The following is a 16,429-nucleotide window of genomic DNA, read 5'->3' as shown; positions in this document are numbered from 1 at the left end:
CGCTGCCGCCCCGCAGCGGTCAGCCCGCCCCCATCCGCATATCTCACACAGCACGAAATACAGCCCGCACCCCTGGCCCAACAGGCACATCGACAAAGATCACCCTGACGAGCCGAAGTCAGTAAGTCGCGGCGCGCGACGGGATCGACACCGGATCATGCCTATAAAACGGTGTCAGAAAGTCGATGTGCTCAAGAACTTGAGGAGCACCCTTTTCTGTACGATCTGGCAGGTGCAGCCACCCCAGGACGACGACACCGCCGATCTCCTCGCCCCCGTTCCGGCCGTACGGACCGGCAGCCTCGTGGGATACGCACGCGTGTCCACCAAGGGGCAGTTGCTCGACCGGCAGATCCACGCACTCAACACAGCGGGCTGCATCCGGATCTTCTCCGACAAGAAGTCCGGCAAGAACGCCGAACGCGAGGAACTGTGGAAGGCCCTCGACTACCTGCGCGAGGGCGACACCCTCGTCGTCCCGTCACTGGACCGGCTCGGCCGTTCCATCCAGGACCTCATCGCGATCGTGTCCGGCCTACGCAATCGCGGCGTCGGCTTCACCTCGCTGCACGAGGCGCTCGACACGACCACGCCCGGCGGGCGCCTGGTCTTCCACGTGTTCGCGGCGCTCGCGGAGTTCATCCGCGAACTCATCGTGCAGGGCACCAACGAGGGCCTGGACGCCGCCCGCGCCCGCGGCGCCCGACTCGGCCGCCCGCCGGCGATGACGGAGGAACAGGTACGTCACGCCCGCGACCTGCTCGCCCGCCCGGAGAACACCGTCACCTCGATCGCAAAGCTCCTCGGCGTCTCCAGGAACACGATCTACAACTACGTGCCCGAACTGAAGGGCGGTCGCCTCGCACTCGCTGAGGCGACGAGCACGCCGGAACTGCCCCAACCCACCAGGTCCGAGGAGTGATCACCGCCGTTTGCGGCTGGTGACAGCATTCTTACAGGCACCCCTTGTCGCGGTCGTAGCCAGCACGGACCTCCTCAGCGACAGGCAGGGCCGCGATGCCCTCCAGGAGGCGGACCTCCTCATCCGCATGGGCGGGGGTGACGGTAGGGAAAAGGACGGCGAGAGCGGTGGCGGCGCAGAGCAGCCCCCGCTTGACGTGGGTGATCACATGCCGTTGGTTACCAGCGGTCTGAGCCGGTCACCCGCTTCTGCGAGTCCTGTATCGCCCGTTCGGGCCAACGACTTCACCGCATAAACGATTAGCCAGCAGTCCGGCGTGGACCGGCTGGGTTGCCTGCCCTTGGCGAGCTGGTCGGCGCGGCCGGCGGACGTGCTGATCTTCTCGGCGACGTTGGCGAGGGTGAGGGTCTGGCGTAGTTCGAGCACGGCCTCCTGCCGTACGGCCTTGGCTGTGTCAGGGGTTCGGCGATGGCCTCGGTGAGGGCGTACTGGAGCTCACCGACATCCTGGTCGACATCTCCTTCACCCTGCACGTGACCCCCGACCGGGCCGACCGCGACCGGCGCGGCCACCTCGCCCGGGCCGCGCACAACACCTTCGTCGCTGCGGTCGGCCCATTGGTGCGGGCCTGGCCTGTCGGGGCGGTTGCCCCCGTAGCGGCATGATCAAATAGGTTATGTTCGCTATCCGTACGCGTTTAGTACGCGATCCGTACGGTTTCCGCTATACTTGAGAGACAGGAGGTGTTCCATGTCCGAGTTGTTCGACCGGGTCGACGCACTGGTCGCGTCCCGGTCCCCGCTGCCGCCGCCGGCGGAGCGCAAGCGCCTGCGCACCGCGCACGGCCTGACCCTGGACGAGGTGGCCGAAGCACTGGAGGTGCGCCGGGCGACCGTCAGCGGCTGGGAGTCCAGCACCAAGGCGACCGAGCCGCGGGGCAAGGAGCGTGAGGCGTACGCCCGTCTGCTCAAGCACCTCGCGGAGTTCTACCCCGCTGATGCCAACGCCCCAACACCCGCCCAGGACACGGCCGTTCCCGCGACGTTCGCGAGCACTCCCGCCCCGGCGCCGGAAGCGCGGACTCTGTCCACAGGTCCAGCGCCCGAGGCTGCGGCCATGACGACTGAACAGAACACCCCGTCCCGTCCCGCCACCGCTCCGGCCGCCCCGTCGCGTCCGGCGCCCGCCGCCAGGCCGACGTCGACATCGCGTCGCCCGGCCGCGAGGAAGGCGGCCCCGGCGAACACCCCGGCCGGCGCCGACCCGCGCTTCGCCAACGGTCCGCTCGCCGTCGTGGACGTCGACGACGACGGCCAGGTCCTCGCGTACTGCGTCGGCGGCCTGGTCCTGGACGTGCCCGCCAAGTCCCTCCCGTCCCTGGTCGACTGGACGCTCAAGGAGGCCCTGCTCGGTCAGCCGAAGCTGTCCGGCCCGGGCAAGGACGCCGACCCGCTGATCGTCCTCACCGAGTCCGCGCTGGAACGCTACGGCCTGCCCGTCGCCCTCTCCGAGGAAGAGCGGCACGCCGGGCGGATCCCGGAGGGCCACAAGGTCATCAAGCAGCTGGTCCGCGCGGACTGGAAGCTGACCAAGAGGGGCTTCGGGCCGTGGGCGCGGATCTACCGCCCGGCCACCGGTTCGGAGCGGGCCTGCGTGCAGCTGTGCATCCCGTCGTGGAACGCGCTCGATCCCCGCAGCTGGGGCCACGCCGGGCAGTTGGCGCCGGCGGACCTCGCCCGGGTCCTGGGTGTGTACGCGGCACGGGTGATGACACCGCGCGGTTCCGCCGGTGTCACCAGCCTGGAGCTGATGACCGCCTTCCACCCGCCGACCCGCGCCTCCGAGCCCGATGAGACGGGCAAGCGGCACTCCGAGCACAACCCCGGCAGCCTGGGCAAGGACCCGGTGGACTGCGCACCGTGCGAGGCCCCGGACAATCACCCGCTCCTGAAGGATCTGCCGCGCTTCCACACCCGGACCCCGGCGGAGAAGCTGTTCGAAGAGGCGTACGACTGGGCGCGGCCGTTCACCGACGCCGAATACACCCGGCGGCACCTGGTGGGCATCGACGTGAACATGGCGTTCGCCGCCGGAGCCAACGGCTTGACCGTCGGTCTCGGTGCGCCGACGCAGGTGAAGGCGCCGGTGTTCGATGCGAAGCTGCCCGGCGCGTGGCTGGTGGACCTGTCCCATGTCGACCTGTCGAGGGTGAAGGTCGGCAAGGACAAGTGGGTGGACCTGGACAGCTCGCTGCTGCCGAGCCCGTTCACGCCGTCGGGCGAGCGTCCGACGGGTCCGGCCTGGTACGCGACGCCGACCGTGGCGTACGCGGTGGAGCTCGGCTACGACGTCACGCCCATCGAGGCGTGGGTGCGCTACGACTCCGGCCGCTACCTGGACTCCTGGTACAACCGCCTGCGCGACGCCTTCCTCGCCACCATGGCCGACCTCGGCGTGCACGCGGACACGGACCCTGCCGACTTCCTGACGGCGATGGTGGGCTGGCGCCAGCGTGACCCGGAGATGGCGATCGTCGTGGACGCGGTCAAGGGGACCGTCAAGAACGGCCTGGGCAAGCTGCGCGAGCGGCCCCGGGGCGAGGGCTGGAAGGCCGGTGAGCCGTGGCGGGCGCTGTCCCGGGCGACGTGGCGGCCGGACATCCGCGCGGCGGTCATCTCCCGCACCCGGATCAACCTGCACCGGAAGATCGTCAGGCACGCGGCGTTCACCGGGCAGTACCCGGTGGCGATCCTCACCGACTGCGTCGTGTACGCGGTCGACGGCGCCAGCCCGCTGGACTTCCTGCCCTACAAGGACGGAAAGCCGCTGCCGGGCGGCTTCAAGCTCGGCATCAACCCGGGCCTGGTGAAGTGGGAGGGCACCCAGGAACTGCTGTGGGGCGAAGGCGTCCGCGAGCAGTTCAACGCGCCGGAACTCAACCTCGCCCGGTACATCAAGGACGGCACCGTCACCAACGTCGACAACGGGGAGTAGCAGGAGATGAGCATGTTCGGCGACGGCCTGGACAAGGCGGTGCAGAAGGCGTTCACCCGCCCGGCGCCCAAAAACGCGGGCCCGCAGATGCGGTACCTGGTCGACAAGCTCAAGGGCACCAAGGCCGTCGCCGAACTGCTCGGGATGTCCCAGCGGCAGGTGGAACGGTACGTGGCGGGCACGGCCAAGCACCCCCGCAAGGACCTCGCCGCGCGCCTGGAGACCGAGGTGAAGAAGCGGTGGCAGCCGCAGATCCGGGCCAAGGCCCGCGAGAAGGCGGCGACCACCGGCGGCATCGTCATCGACACCCGCGCCCGCCTCGGCTACACCGCACCGATCGGGTCGACGGACCAGGACCGCATCCGGCACCTGACCGTCGCCCTGCCGCCCCGCCACGCCGCGCGTCTCTTCGACGCGCAGGAGGCCGGCGCCACCGACCAGCAGCTCAAGGAGCTCGCGGCCGAAGCGCTCAAGGAGGTGTACTTCCAGGACAACGGCCGCCGCGCCGGACAGCTGGAAGATGTGCGCTTCACCGACATCGAGCACCTGGAGTTCGACCTGTAGAGGCCGTTGCCCGAACAGCCCGCGAGCCCGGTGTGACTGAGTGTTTCAGTTGGCCATTGAGCGACTCAGTTGACCGCCCTGGCGCTCAGGCCCTCGGCCGCGCTGATCAGGAGAGGGCCACGGGAACGTGGCAGGAATCCACAGCGGTGTCAGCCGAGCACCGCTGTGCATGGCTCGGCCTTCTTGATCGTGGGCTTCGAGTCGAGCGCGTCCACCGCGGTTCCGGTGCCGTACTCTTTTGCAAGCTTCTCTGTCGCAATGCGTCCCTCCGGCGAACCCGCTCTCTCCAGCGCCGCCTTCGTCCGAACCCACTTCACTCCGTCGGAATCCGTGAATGTCACATCAAGCGGTACGAAAGCAGCATCATCGAGTAGTTGATCTGGGGAGACTACGAGCTCAGAACAGGGCGGCAGGTAGGAAACGGTCAGGCGGAACGCCTCGCGTACCGCATTGATCCCGTCCGGGGCATCTTGAAAGTAGCCCGCCCTGAAGCGCACTTCGACATCCGACACTGGTTCAGGTGACCTGTTCACCACGTGAACTCGCGTCTCAAGGTCTCCCCAGCTCGCCACCCGTGCAGCCTGGCGCCGCACGTCCTCCTCGGCGTCGTCTCGGGATTGGCCGAGCTGGAGAGCAGACACACGCGCGTCGTAAAATGTCGCAATACCTGTGAGTAACAGGCCAACCGCCCCGACCAGGATGCCGACGATGGTTCCCCATTTTGCCCAGTCGATGCACCGCCACCCCTCTTGAGAACCATCAGGATCCGCGGCAACGCGCACACGCCGCCGCACACGACCTGGACGCGGACGTCGACCCACCGATCGCAGACGCGTACGAACCCGATGCCCAGCGCCCGCCATACTCGCCCCCCATTCCTCACGCACTGCTGTGAAGCTATCTGGGTGAGAGTAGGAGCAGGACAAGTATCGCTCGGGTTGCCCTGTACGAGTGGACCGACGGCTGGAGGTGGACCCCCTCCCAGAACTCGGCATCTCTGATCTGCAAGCCTGCCGGCCCTCCTCAAGGAGTGCGTTGTGCAGGAGACCGCGAAAGTCGGGAGCTTCCTGCTCGGGAAGGCTGGCAGCAGCGCTGCCCTCCGGCCAACTGTGAGGCTCAGAGTGGCCAACTGAGGCGCTCAGTCACACCGGACCAGTTGGTCCGGGCTCGCTCGCGTGTGCCCTGAGTTCTTGAGGCCGACGACCCCGACGCCGGGGGGCTGCGCCTCTCAGACGGTCTGGCCGACACGGCTGATGCGGCCCTCCGTGTAGACGAAGAGGTGGTTGACGTACTCGCGGAACAGCGGCGGGTTGGCGCAGCACACAGCGGCCAGCGAGGGCACCCCCTTGGTGGTGGTCGGGTAGCGCCCCTCGTCGCCCTTCGGGTCGCGTCGGTGCAGGTCCCGGATGAACTCCACGACCAGGTGCCGATCGTCGCCGGCGGCGAACAGGTCGTCGTCGCTCTCCTCCAGCTTCCTCAGCAGCTTCCCCAGGTCGTGGCCTTTCCCCTTCTCCGGTCCGAGGATGGCCTTCAACGAGAGCTCAGCCAGCTGCCGGGCGAGGAAGAAGGCCGGCTGCGGGATCCCTGCGTCGATCAGCGCGATGGCGCCTTCGAAGAACTCACCGATCGTTTCCTCGGACGCGTTCGCGCAGTTGACGCGGGACAGGCACAGCGCGTCCGGCCACTCGTGGTCAGTGTCCATGTCACCGAACGGGCTCTGATAGGTCATGCCGGACATTCTGCACCGCTGGTGCGCCCGGAGGAGACCGGTTTTCGGGCGGCCGTCAGTCGACGCCGTGGTCGAAGCCCCGGAGCACGGGATCGAGTTCGGCGGCAGCGCCGCACAGGGAGCACAGGCAGGTTCCGGGATGCTCGGCAGCGTCCAGTGCCTTGTCCAGGGTCAGCACCGGTGCCCCGGCGGGTGCTTCCTCGCAGTCGACAGCGTGGACGACGCCTTGGCCGGGACCGCGGCCGCCGCCCAGCTTCTGCAGCACCCAGCCCGTCGGCCGACGTGGCCCGAGGATCTCGCGCACCGTCGACGGCGGCGGCAACCGGGTCGTCGCGACGTCGTCGTACGAGATCCCGTCGACCGGCCGCACATGGGTGGGGGCCTGCACCCACACCGTGTACCAGGCGGGCACCACCCGGCCGTCCTGGTCCATCCAGGCCGGGACCGAGACGCGGTACAACCAGCCCTCCGGCGTCTGCTGGCGTTCGTGGAGACGGCCGGTGACCTCCTGGCCGTCCGCGAGGACCACGGTGATGGGCGGCGGCGCGGGCGGGGTGGCCGCCACGGCTACGCGGCCTCCTGGCCCTCGCCGTCCCCGTTGCCGAGGGCGTGCCTGAGCTGGGAGCGGGCATCGGGGCGTTCGGGCCCGGCGACCTCGTTCCAGAACGCGTGCGTGACGATCGCGGCGGCGAGGTCGCGTTCCCGCGCCCGCAGCGTGGCGACGTCGTTCTGTTCCTGCTCCGACCAGCCCGGCGAGGCCGGATGCGCGGGAGACGTGGCGAGCCAGTAGCCGTCGGGGCGCTGCCATGCCTCCATGGGTTCCACGGAGTACGGCAGCGTCTTGACCAGGGCTTTGAGGCTGGCGCGCACCTCGTTGAGGGACTGCTGCGCTTTGAGGAGCTCGTCGGGATAGTCGTACGTCGTCACGGCCCAACAGTAGTTCGAGCCGCCGACAGCGCCGCCGGTCCGACACCGGGCCGGGCTCGCTGGATTCTGTCCACAGGTGACCTGCCCGAGGCTGACCTCATGGATGATCAGCACGACTCGCAGCAGCCGGCCGCGCGCGGCGGCAAGGTCCTGGACGCCCTCACCCGGGCGGAGCGCCAGACCGTCACCCGGCCCGCGCCGAAATCCGCGAAAGCTCAGATGAAATTCCTTCTCACGCGCGCGAAGGGGTCGACGAAGGCCCTCGCCGAACGTCTGGGGGTCTCCCGCCGCACGGTGCAGCGCTACCGCGCCGGACAGCTGAAGACGCCTCAGAAGCGCCTCCAGGCGGCGCTGGTGGAGGAGACCGCCTCGGAGTGGCAACCGCAGGTCAGGGCGCAGGCGAGGGAGCGTGCGGCGACCTTCGGCGGCATGGTGGTGGAGGTCTACGCCTACTTCGGGTTCGCCTGCACGGGCAGTTCGGACGACGGCCGCGAACGGTTCATCAACACCCCGATCTCACCCGTCTACGCCAAGGAGATCCTCCGTCTCCAGGAGGCAGGTGCGACGGAGGAGGATCTGCCTCCGGTCGTCGCGGAGGCCATCACCGAGTCGTATTTCACGGAATGGGGCACACGGGCGGATGGCCTCCGAGCGGATTTCACACACGTCAGGTCGATAGATTTCAAGTTCTGAAAAACCGGAATTCGAGGTCTGCTATAAAACGTGTTGGCGGGCCGTCGTGCAGCGCTCTGGCGGCGGTCCGCTTTCTTCCGTGGCGACGCGAAATGCGAGGCCTTGATGAGCACCCCTTGGACCCGGCGCAGTGTCCGCCGGCCTCTCGCCGCTCGCGTGGCGGCGCCCCGCGAGCCGGCCGACCCCGCGCGCATTGGACGGCGGGTCGTGCGTCGCCGGGCGACGGGGATGTCGGCGGCCGACGTCGAAGCGGCCCTCGAGGACGCCCGCTTCGACGCGTGGCAGGACTCACGGCACGAGCACCTGGCCGACGACGAACGCGGTCGCGCGGAGCTCGCGGAGTGGGAGCGCCTCGCCCAGCTGCTCGCCGACGCGGCCCCGGACACGGTCTACGACCCCGGCGTCGACGTCGTCGTCCAGGAGGAGCTCGCCGCCGAAGCCGCGGCCGCCGCCGCCCGGGAAGCCGAGCTGCGCGAAGCCCAGCGGATCGCCGCCCGGGCCGATGAGCTCCAGGCGCTGCGCGAGCTGGGCACGCTGGAGCAGACCGAGCCCCGCGAGGGCGACGAAGCCGTCCGGGACGAACTCACCCGCCGCGCCGGGTCGTACGTGCAGCAGGACGTCGACGCGTGGCTCGCCCACACCCTGGCCGCGCACCTCGGGCACTACCGCGACCCGGCCGCCCGCGAAGCAGCCGCCGGCCTCCTGCCGCCGTCCGTCCTCGCCCACGCCGCGCTGCTCGCCGAACTCGCCCGCCTGGTCCCGGCCGCGAACACCGGCCAGCTGGCGTTCGCGGCCCGGCTCGCCACTGCCGAACCCGAAGCTACGGCCGACCTCGCCGCGTTCCTCACCCGCGCCACCGAGTCGGCCGGCTCCGAGGGGAGCGCGTCATGAGCGAGTGCCAGGAGCACGGCGGCGTCGTCGCGGTCTGGGCAGAGCACAGCGCCATCGGGCACCACTACGAGGAACTGCTCGCCGACGGGGAGGCCCTCGCGTGGACCGAGCCCCCGTTCGGCGAGACGGTCCACCCCGGCGAGGACGATCCCGACCACAACCCGATCTGCCACTGCCCGGGCCCGACGCCGCGGGCTTTCTGTATGGAGTGCGCGGGCTGTGCCGACTGCGATCAGTGCCGCTGCCTCCGGCCGACCCTCCTGTGACCTCACCCTCCGCAATCTCACAGGCCTCACAGGTCCCCGGTCGAAACCTGTGACCTCCCAGAGCACCGGACGCCGGAAACGCCCTATTCAACCTGTTTGCCTGTGAGCCCGGAACCCATTTTCCCAGGCAGGCGCGTTCCTGCGAGGTGACCTGTGACCCTGTGACATAGAGGGGAGCCGGACCCTCGTGACCTTTGACACGAGATCTTGGCCGTTTGCCAAGTGATCTTGACGCCCAGATAAATCTCTGCCACTTGATCTTGACCGGGGCGACAGCGACTGTTGCCGCGTTGGTGTACGGCGATGCCGCCCTGGCGGTGTTCGAAGTTGGTCGTCGAGGACGGCGAATGATCAGTTTGCGTGGGCAGCTCACCGATGGTCCCGTGGATGTGTGGGGCAGTCAGTCTCCGAAAGGAGAATGGGTATGTCCGAGCACGGGTCTGACCCGAAGATTGACCAGCCGGTGTCGTTCCGGCCGATCGGTCTGACGATTGAAGACCGGGGAGTCACCCGAATCCCGCCGGGGTATGACGGCCGAACCGCCGCAGAGGGCACGGCTGAGCCAGGTGTGATCACACCGCCGCCCCCGACCGAGCCCGCACCCACGGAGACGCTGGTAGCCCGTCTCCGCCGCCTCCTCGAAGAAGAGGGGTGACGTCCCGTGTGGTTGCAGTACGTCAATCGGCACTCGACAGGCGTGTGGCTCATGGTGGGCTACCCGACCTCGTCGTCGTGCCAAGACAAAGGCCACTGGGCTTCCCGGGGCTGGTACCGGCTCGAGCCTGGCTCCTCAGTTATTCCGCTGATCACATCTCAGCCGTACACCACGTTCTTCGCCGAGGCGGACGATGGAGGCACCTGGTCGGGACCGTACGTTGTGACAGTGCCGCTAGAGCCCTTCGACGACTGGTGCTGGGGGCTGGCTACCTCTGCAGGGCAGAAAGTGGGGATGCAACTTCTGACGAGCGACTACCCCCAGCTCAGCTACGTTCGTGCGATCGAGCTCGTCTGACTGTGCCGCCTCGCGGGTGCTGACAGGGCGGCAGCAGGCGGCGATAGCTCGCCCAGGTTGCGTCCCCTCCGATCCGGATCACGAACCAGCTCTCTGAACCGGGCGGTCAAACTCACCTGGCAAACGGTCAAGATCACCTGTCAGGGGGCACCTCGCGTGATCACCGAAAGTGACTGTCCCGCTGTCACGCTCCGGTTGTCACGTTCACCCGATCGGGTGTCACATCGCACTGTCCCGCTGCCCTCCAGGCCCGAAAACACGGGCTCAAGGGCCGATTTCGGCGCTCGGGCCGGTCAACGTGACGCGGGTCGAGGGCGGCTACGGAGCGCGTTCGTCCCGGAACGCCTGCCCGGGCGGCGGGCGCACTGGGAGAATCCCCGGGTGACCACCACGAACACCGCCACCACAGGCGAGCTCTACGCCCAGCCCCTCCAGGACACCGCCGACCGCCCGGGGCAGTGCGTCGTGCCGTGGGGCGTGTGCCCCGAGCACGGCGCCACGCTGAAGGCGAGCGGGAACCGCACCTCGTGCATGGACGTCGCCTGCTTCAACTCGTGGGAGTACGACCGGCTGGACGCTCCGTGCCCGGAGCCGGCCACCCACACCGTCCAGGTCGACGGCGGCAGCGGCGGGTACGCCGTGTGCGACGGGCACGCGCTGACCGCCCGCCCGCACATCACCAACGGCCAGGTCGTGCCCGGCCTCCCTGCCTGAACAGTCCGGCCGATCTGTGTCATCTGTGTCATCGACCCCCTGTTTTCCCAGGTGGGCATGGTCATCTGTGTCACTGTTCAGCTGATCTGTGTCATCGCGCGGCCGGACCCCAGCGCCCCCGGCGCCCGGCCCCGAACCTGGGTCCCTGGGCCGGTGTTTTCCCTGGTGGCCGTGGAACGTGACGGGAGCTGGGTCCACCTGGGTCCCTGGGTCTTGCACCCTCGTGCGAGCCGGTTCGTCCGGAGTGGTCCCCAGGGCCCGGGGCGGCCGATACCGTGGGAGCAGACGCCAGTTCTGCCCTCTGGAGCCCTCGATGAGCGAACAGCCGGCCGCCCCCGCCGACCACGCCCGGCCGCAGCTGGAGCCCGCTGCTGCCGACGCGGTGCGCGCGTACGCGGCCAGGACCCGCGAGAACGCCGACCAGTTCGCCGCCGTCCTGGAGGACATCGCGGAGAACGGGCTGCCCTCGGTGGAGGACTGCACGCCGTGGGAGGAGCTGCGCGAGACCCACCTCGCCCGGCTCGCCTCGCAGCGCCCGGCCGTCGCCTGATGGCCCCGCAGCACGGCCCCCGCCGCGCCCGGATCGTCTTCTCGGACTCCGCCGCGAAGCAGCTGGAGAACATCGGCAGCGAGTCGGAGATCCACGCCCTGGACCGCGCCCTGGTCGTCGTCTCGGTCGACCCGGACGTCGGCGAGCCGATCCCCGGCGACGCCAGCGGTCCCCAGCTGCGCCAGTACGCCGACGAAGTCGAGCGCGTACGCCTCTTGTACTGGGTGAGTGCCCTTCGCACTGTCGTGGTCGTCGCGTACATCGAGGTCTAGCCGCCGAAGGAACCCGCGTGTCCTCCCTCGTTCAGCAGCTCTCTGCCCACCGCCAGCTCACCGCGCTGCGCACCGTCGTGCAGTGCGAGGTGAAGGCGACGGCTCTCCGGGAAGGTCCAGCCGCGGGCGACGGGCCCGGTACGGCCTGGGTCGCGTTCGTGTGCCCCGCGCACTCCGAGGGCCTGCCCGAGTGGCCGGCCACGGCGACCCATCCCGGTCGGCACTCGATGCCGTGCGGAACCGTTCTGGACTTCCGGCCGACCGAGCAGGTGCTCCAGTCGCACGCGGATCTGTGGCTGACGGCTCTGACCGGAGTGCGCCCGGAGACGTACGGCGGTGTCTGGTCCGACGTCCTGGAGCAGGCCGAGCGGGTGCTGAGCGAGCACCTGGAGCAGGACGGCGGCGCCGATGAGGACGGGCCGCTGCAGAGCATGATGACGATGATGTGGCTGGCGCGCGGGTCCGCGGCCGAGGGCGAGCTCATGCAGGCGGCGTCAGCTCTGGGCTATTGCGAGACGCTCGCCGAAGGCATGGAGCCGTGGCGCGACACCGATCTTGCACCCCATTAGTGGGTAGTACAGATAGTGCTTCTGGTGCGGGTTGTAGATCCTTCCCCCCTGAGAGCGGAGCTCGCAGAACGGGAACCGATGATCTACCCGCACCTGCGACGACGACCTGCCAGCATCCCGCGCACATGATCCTTCCCGGCCCCGTACGGCCGTCTGCGGCGTTCTGAGGCCCTCCGGGCTCCGAGGCGACGATCAAGGCCGTCTGAGGCGCTCACAGCGCCGTACAGCGCTTCGGAGCCCGAGGTGCCGTTGATCCCTTGGAGCGGTTCCACGATCGTCGTGCCGTCGTCGTCCCGTCGTGTTGGTGCTCTCGGCTGCTCCCGGACCGAGCTCTGCTCTCAGGGGGAAGGATCTACAACCCGCACAGAACCGCTATCTGTACTAACCACTATTGGGGTGCAAGATTCGTCGCCGACGGCCCCCGTCCTCGAGGGCGCTGGTGCTCCTGGTGAAGTCCGCCGTTGCTGGCGGTTGCCGTGTGCAGCGGCCTTGCACCCTTCCCGGCCTGCACGGTGCAGCGGGGTTACGCAACGGGCTGCTGCTCCTGGTGGTGAAGGGTGCAAGGCCGCTGCTGCTCGGGGTCGGGGCCTGTGGCGCAGTATTCGCACGACCCGTGCGCCCCAAGGGTGCTGCACGGCAGCGGGCCGGCCTCGGTCGGGCAGCAGCGGGTAGCAACGGCCCCGGCGAGTTCCCCTCCCCGCGCGCTGCAACGGGAGCGCCGACCACCGCGACCGGGACCTGGTCGTACTGCTCTGCTGCACCGAAACGGTTCACCCGCTACTCCCGGTTGCTGCTCTCGCTGCACGGCCCACACTCCGTGCAGCGAGACCGTTCACACGTTCGGGTCTGTGCGAGCGCCGGGGTGGGGCGGCCAGATGGTGCGGGCCCGGCCCGTTCCGCGGCAGTGCCGGCACTGCCCGGTGATGCCGCGCTCGCCGTCCAGGCCGCACTCGTTCGCGGTCGTGAGTTCGGCGAGGGCGGTCAGCCCGCGCACGAGTCGGGTGTCCAGCGGCAGCGTGCCGACGTCCCGCCCGATCGACACCGTCAGGTAGCTGGGCTCCGGTCCGTACCCGGCGAGCTCCGCCTCGATGAGCGCGGGGAGTTCCGCGGCGAGCAGCTGCATGAGCAGGGTCTCGGAGAGCCGGCGCCCGGGGAGCGGGACGCGGGTGCGGTGCCTGGGGACGTCGGCATCCGTCACGGACAGGGAGACTGCCGCAGCATTTGCACGGCATGAACCGCACGTCAGCACCGACCAGTTGCTCTCAGACGCGGCGGCACAGGTCGATCACAGGAGCTGAGGGGAGGTCGATCTCCGAGAAGGCATGCAGGGGATCGGAAGTGTGCTCGGGGCGGGGTCGAGGTGCGGGTACGTCGTGGCGCCTGCGGAAGCGGGTGCGTTGGCTTCCCTGCGCGAAGTATTGCCTGGCCCGCAGATCGGTCCCCCAGGCGTTATCCGGTTGTTGAAGCTGCTGTACGAACGCCGGGAGTGGCTCATGGGCGCCAGCTGCCTGGGTCGTTGTCGAGATCCGGATGGTGCCTCGGAAGCCCAGGACCGATCTGACTGCCTCGCGCCGTGCAGATCGGTTGGGTGGTGGACCCCACCTTGACGTAGGAAGTGGCTCCCGTGATGGCGAGCACGTAGAGGTATCCGGTTCCTGCTGGTGCACGGTCCGGCACGGGGTTCTTACGTAAGTAGATCAACAGCCAGCTGCGTGGATCGCTGTGTACAACGTGGAGCACGTCCCCAACCCCCTCTGTGAGCCGATCACGAACAGTGAAGCGGACGGGTCCGACAGCACGGGCTGACCTGGGCGTTCCCCTATTACGGGAACGGGGTAGCAGCCCTCGCCTACGGCAGCGCTCGCGTCGTGTTCTCGCGAACCAGAACACGACGGTTGCCCCAGTGACACTGTCCCGGCCGTGCCGCAAGCCGTTGACCTGTGGTTTCCCCTGGAGGGGAACCGTGTACACGGGTTTCAGCACCTGCCGGGTGTTGTTCTATTAACGCTCCACCGAGTGGTACCCGTCTGCCGCATTGCACCCTTCCCTACCTGCGGCTTCCCTTCGGTGGGAACGGTGTACGCCCGTTGACACGCAAACGGCGCCGCGCCCTCGGTCTGAGGGGCGGCGCCGCCGATCTCGTATCGCCCGGCCGGGCAGTCGGGCAGCTATGCGGTTCGGCGCGTGGGCACGGCGGACAAGTGCCGCTGTGGGGCGGGGACTGCCGGTTCGGCGAGTTCACCGGCCTTGATCGCCTCGATGGCGTCGCGCAGCGCGTCTTCCAGGTCCTCCATGGTGGAGTAGCCGGCGAAGTACGGGTGGATGAAGTAGCTGCGGTAACGCCCTTCGGGGCGTAGGACGATGTGGCGCTCCACCAGCTGGCTCATGGCGATGGATGTGCGGTTCTTGCTCAGGCCCACGCGGGCGGCCAATTCGACCTGGGAGGCGTTCACCTCGCCTCCGGGGTGCTGTACCTCGCCCATCGCGCTGAGGAGGTCGTACGCCGCCTTGGAGAGCTCCAGGCGGTGAAGCTTCGCGTATCCGAGGTGCGCCTGGATCAGCATGCCTGTCCCTCCACGTCGTTGTCGCCGAACTCCAGCTGCCGGGTGCGCGGCTTCGGTGCGGCCGGCGGCTGGAACTCCGGGAAGCTCTCGTTCGCCGCTTCCCGCACCTCATCTTCCCGCATTTCGGGAAAGTGCCTCCTCAGCAAGGCCTTGGCGTCCGCGCGCAGCTGTTGCAGGACCTCCTCCTGGAGGTCGCCGTTGCCCTTGAAGCAGATCAGCGGGTTGACGACGATCAGTGAGTTCACCTGGCGCTGGATCATGTGCCAGCCCTCCAGGCTTCCCAGGGCCCGGGTCACGTTGGCGCGCTCGATGCCCAGGTGCCGGGCGATCTTCACGTGCGTGATCCGCAGACGGCCCTCGCGCTGGCGACCCATGCAGAAGACGAGCACTGCGGACTGCGCTGGGGACATTCCGTGCCGGGCGATCAGCACCGCCAGGACCTCGGAGAGGAAGTCGTTGCTGACCTGGCTGTAGCCGTTGCGTCCGAACGCGTCGTGCGGCGCCCGGTAGCGGTACTCCACGTTCGCGGAGTGGACTGGCCGACCCGGCCTCGGAGGCTTCTCCTCCAGCGCCTTCGCGAAGCTGTCCGCCAGCGAGGGCGACGTCACGGCCTCACCGCGGTTCGCCGACCGCCTGCCCTTGCTCGTGGAACCTCTCGCTTCCGCGGGTGCCATGGACTCCTGCTTCCTCGATCAAGTGTGAGCCTCCGGCACCCTAACCGAGATTGTCCACGCACGCGGGGACCTTTGTCCCTCTCGGCGTGGCCCCCTGGTGTCGACGCCGACACACCGCCTCCAACATCCCGACACTCGAAACCGGTGATGACCTGCACGAACCTTATTTGTCCCTCTTCCCGTGACCAAATCCGACGCCTCTGTGTCGCACGAGGCACAAAACCCCAGGTCAATGTGTCAGAACCAACACATTCCCCTCAGTAAAACCCCAGGTCACAGGCGGTTTCCTCAGCCAGCCCTCTTATCAGTAAGACGCACGCGCGCGCGAGGCTGCGCCCCAGCGGTCTGTGGCTCAGGCGGCTTCGCGTGCGGCTCTGTGGGCACCGTGCCGGTCGTGGACAGCACCAGCGGCTCTGAGTCTCGGGTGGTGACGACCGTGACGAACCACAAGCAGCAACAAGCGGGGCTGGTGCCCGTGGCGGGTTCCGCCGCCTGGCCCGGGGGGCCATTCGGCTCCGGTACCTCCGCACGCCGCAATTCGGCCTTTCCGTTCTATCCGGGGTTCTTTTCTTCGGCTGAGGCCCGCAGCTTCCCGATTCGTGATTCCTCGCGTGAATTGGTGAACTCAAAAACCCCGGCTGACGTTTTCTCAAAAGAACCCCTGCCTGGGTTGGTTGGGGGGGTGTCCCGTGTTTCCGCCAACAGTACATGCTGCATCAACCTGATGCACGCGCTACACTAGAACCCGACACGAACGAGCGACCCCCACCCCCGTAGCCAGCCCCGCCCGCGCCAGCGGGCCCCAAGGTTCTGGAGGCGCAGCCGGAAGGACCCTCAGGCGGGGGAGCGCAGCGGACCCGCCCAGAGTCCGCAGGACTCCCAAACTCCCCAACCACACACCCGACTAGCCGCACCTGACACCCCCTCAACCGCCCGGCGCGCACCGCGCGCCCGCCGCCGCATCGCGGCCGGCCCCACCGGACCCCGGAGTGCAGCGAAGGGATCCGCCCACGCGATGCGTGGGCAGCGGGAGCGCAGCGACCGCCCCGCTTGCACATTGCGCAGCAATGTGGTACCCGCTCCGCGGG

At 68.7% G+C, this 16,429-nt stretch carries 20 protein-coding genes; 11 read left to right on the top strand and 9 right to left on the bottom strand.

The genetic code is table 11. From position 1 onward, the window contains the following. The first annotated feature begins 232 nt into the window (after positions 1-232). Positions 233-922 carry a recombinase family protein gene (locus ACFPIH_RS55355; protein WP_381187585.1) on the top strand — a complete coding sequence of 230 codons (690 nt, stop codon included), beginning with the start codon at positions 233-235 and terminating at the stop codon, positions 920-922. Positions 923-953: 31 nt separating this feature from the next. Here the strand turns inward: ACFPIH_RS55355 and ACFPIH_RS55350 are convergent, their stop codons facing one another. Further along, a complete protein-coding gene (locus tag ACFPIH_RS55350; protein WP_381187588.1) occupies positions 954-1,130 on the bottom strand; it encodes a hypothetical protein in 177 nt (58 codons plus the stop codon). Further along, positions 1,127-1,348: a hypothetical protein gene (locus ACFPIH_RS55345; RefSeq protein ID WP_381187591.1), complete on the bottom strand. Its 222-nt coding sequence runs from the start codon at positions 1,346-1,348 to the stop codon at positions 1,127-1,129. Before ACFPIH_RS55345 ends, ACFPIH_RS55350 begins: the two co-directional genes overlap by 4 nt. A 324-nt stretch (positions 1,349-1,672) precedes the next feature. Here ACFPIH_RS55345 and tap point away from each other — a divergent pair, with 324 nt between their 5' ends. Beyond that, positions 1,673-3,916, top strand: coding sequence for a telomere-associated protein Tap (gene tap / locus ACFPIH_RS55340; RefSeq protein WP_381187594.1), 2,244 nt, complete (start codon positions 1,673-1,675; stop codon positions 3,914-3,916). 6 nt (positions 3,917-3,922) lie between these two features. After that, positions 3,923-4,480 (top strand): telomere-protecting terminal protein Tpg, encoded by a 558-nt coding sequence (gene tpg / locus ACFPIH_RS55335; RefSeq protein WP_381187597.1) that lies wholly within the window; start codon positions 3,923-3,925, stop codon positions 4,478-4,480. Positions 4,481-4,629: 149 nt separating this feature from the next. On the opposite strand, the gene ACFPIH_RS55330 is transcribed toward tpg (ACFPIH_RS55335), so the two are convergent. From ACFPIH_RS55330 to ACFPIH_RS55315, 4 genes are all read right to left on the bottom strand, one after another. Continuing rightward, positions 4,630-5,262, bottom strand: coding sequence for a hypothetical protein (locus tag ACFPIH_RS55330; protein WP_381187600.1), 633 nt, complete (start codon positions 5,260-5,262; stop codon positions 4,630-4,632). A 446-nt stretch (positions 5,263-5,708) separates the two neighbouring features. Next, positions 5,709-6,209 carry a HEPN domain-containing protein gene (locus tag ACFPIH_RS55325; RefSeq protein WP_381187603.1) on the bottom strand — a complete coding sequence of 167 codons (501 nt, stop codon included), beginning with the start codon at positions 6,207-6,209 and terminating at the stop codon, positions 5,709-5,711. A gap of 55 nt (positions 6,210-6,264) precedes the next feature. Next, positions 6,265-6,774, bottom strand: coding sequence for a DUF6233 domain-containing protein (locus ACFPIH_RS55320; protein ID WP_381187606.1), 510 nt, complete (start codon positions 6,772-6,774; stop codon positions 6,265-6,267). 2 nt (positions 6,775-6,776) lie between these two features. Then, a complete protein-coding gene (locus tag ACFPIH_RS55315) occupies positions 6,777-7,136 on the bottom strand; it encodes a nucleic acid-binding protein (RefSeq protein ID WP_381187609.1) in 360 nt (119 codons plus the stop codon). A 99-nt stretch (positions 7,137-7,235) separates the two neighbouring features. Here ACFPIH_RS55315 and tpg (ACFPIH_RS55310) point away from each other — a divergent pair, with 99 nt between their 5' ends. The 7 genes from tpg (ACFPIH_RS55310) to ACFPIH_RS55280 all read left to right on the top strand — a co-directional run bounded on the left by tpg (ACFPIH_RS55310) (position 7,236) and on the right by ACFPIH_RS55280 (position 12,103). Then, positions 7,236-7,829, top strand: a complete 594-nt coding sequence (gene tpg / locus ACFPIH_RS55310) for a telomere-protecting terminal protein Tpg (RefSeq protein WP_381187612.1) — start codon at positions 7,236-7,238, stop codon at positions 7,827-7,829. Between the two features lie 105 nt (positions 7,830-7,934). Then, the gene (locus tag ACFPIH_RS55305) at positions 7,935-8,720 is read left to right on the top strand and encodes a hypothetical protein (RefSeq protein ID WP_381187615.1); all 786 of its coding nucleotides are present in this window, start codon (positions 7,935-7,937) and stop codon (positions 8,718-8,720) included. Next, a complete protein-coding gene (locus tag ACFPIH_RS55300) occupies positions 8,717-8,986 on the top strand; it encodes a hypothetical protein (RefSeq protein ID WP_381187619.1) in 270 nt (89 codons plus the stop codon). Before ACFPIH_RS55305 ends, ACFPIH_RS55300 begins: the two co-directional genes overlap by 4 nt. A 1,393-nt stretch (positions 8,987-10,379) precedes the next feature. Then, positions 10,380-10,712, top strand: a complete 333-nt coding sequence (locus tag ACFPIH_RS55295) for a hypothetical protein (protein WP_381187622.1) — start codon at positions 10,380-10,382, stop codon at positions 10,710-10,712. A 313-nt stretch (positions 10,713-11,025) separates the two neighbouring features. Beyond that, positions 11,026-11,262, top strand: a complete 237-nt coding sequence (locus ACFPIH_RS55290; RefSeq protein ID WP_099505578.1) for a hypothetical protein — start codon at positions 11,026-11,028, stop codon at positions 11,260-11,262. Further along, complete coding sequence (locus ACFPIH_RS55285) at positions 11,262-11,534, top strand: hypothetical protein (RefSeq protein WP_381187626.1); 273 nt, start codon at positions 11,262-11,264, stop codon at positions 11,532-11,534. The genes ACFPIH_RS55290 and ACFPIH_RS55285 overlap by 1 nt, the downstream gene beginning before the upstream one ends. Positions 11,535-11,551: 17 nt before the next feature. Next, a complete protein-coding gene (locus ACFPIH_RS55280) occupies positions 11,552-12,103 on the top strand; it encodes a hypothetical protein (protein ID WP_381187629.1) in 552 nt (183 codons plus the stop codon). A gap of 832 nt (positions 12,104-12,935) precedes the next feature. Here ACFPIH_RS55280 and ACFPIH_RS55275 read toward each other — a convergent pair. The 3 genes from ACFPIH_RS55275 to ACFPIH_RS55265 form a co-directional block, all read right to left on the bottom strand. Next, positions 12,936-13,301: a hypothetical protein gene (locus ACFPIH_RS55275; RefSeq protein ID WP_381187632.1), complete on the bottom strand. Its 366-nt coding sequence runs from the start codon at positions 13,299-13,301 to the stop codon at positions 12,936-12,938. Positions 13,302-14,271: 970 nt separating this feature from the next. After that, positions 14,272-14,667, bottom strand: a complete 396-nt coding sequence (locus ACFPIH_RS55270) for a hypothetical protein (protein ID WP_381187635.1) — start codon at positions 14,665-14,667, stop codon at positions 14,272-14,274. Continuing rightward, entirely contained in the window at positions 14,661-15,341 is a 681-nt protein-coding gene (locus ACFPIH_RS55265; RefSeq protein WP_381187638.1) for a replication/maintenance protein RepL, read from the bottom strand. Before ACFPIH_RS55265 ends, ACFPIH_RS55270 begins: the two co-directional genes overlap by 7 nt. A 394-nt stretch (positions 15,342-15,735) precedes the next feature. On the opposite strand from ACFPIH_RS55265, the gene ACFPIH_RS55260 reads away from it, so the two are divergent. After that, entirely contained in the window at positions 15,736-16,083 is a 348-nt protein-coding gene (locus ACFPIH_RS55260; protein WP_381187640.1) for a hypothetical protein, read from the top strand. Positions 16,084-16,429 lie beyond the last annotated feature (346 nt).

Origin of the sequence: Streptomyces vulcanius (assembly GCF_042653945.1) — a bacterium.
Classification (GTDB): domain Bacteria; phylum Actinomycetota; class Actinomycetes; order Streptomycetales; family Streptomycetaceae; genus Streptomyces; species Streptomyces mangrovi.
The sequence above is the reverse complement of the archived record's forward strand: the minus strand, read 5'-3'. Positions and strand labels throughout refer to the sequence as shown.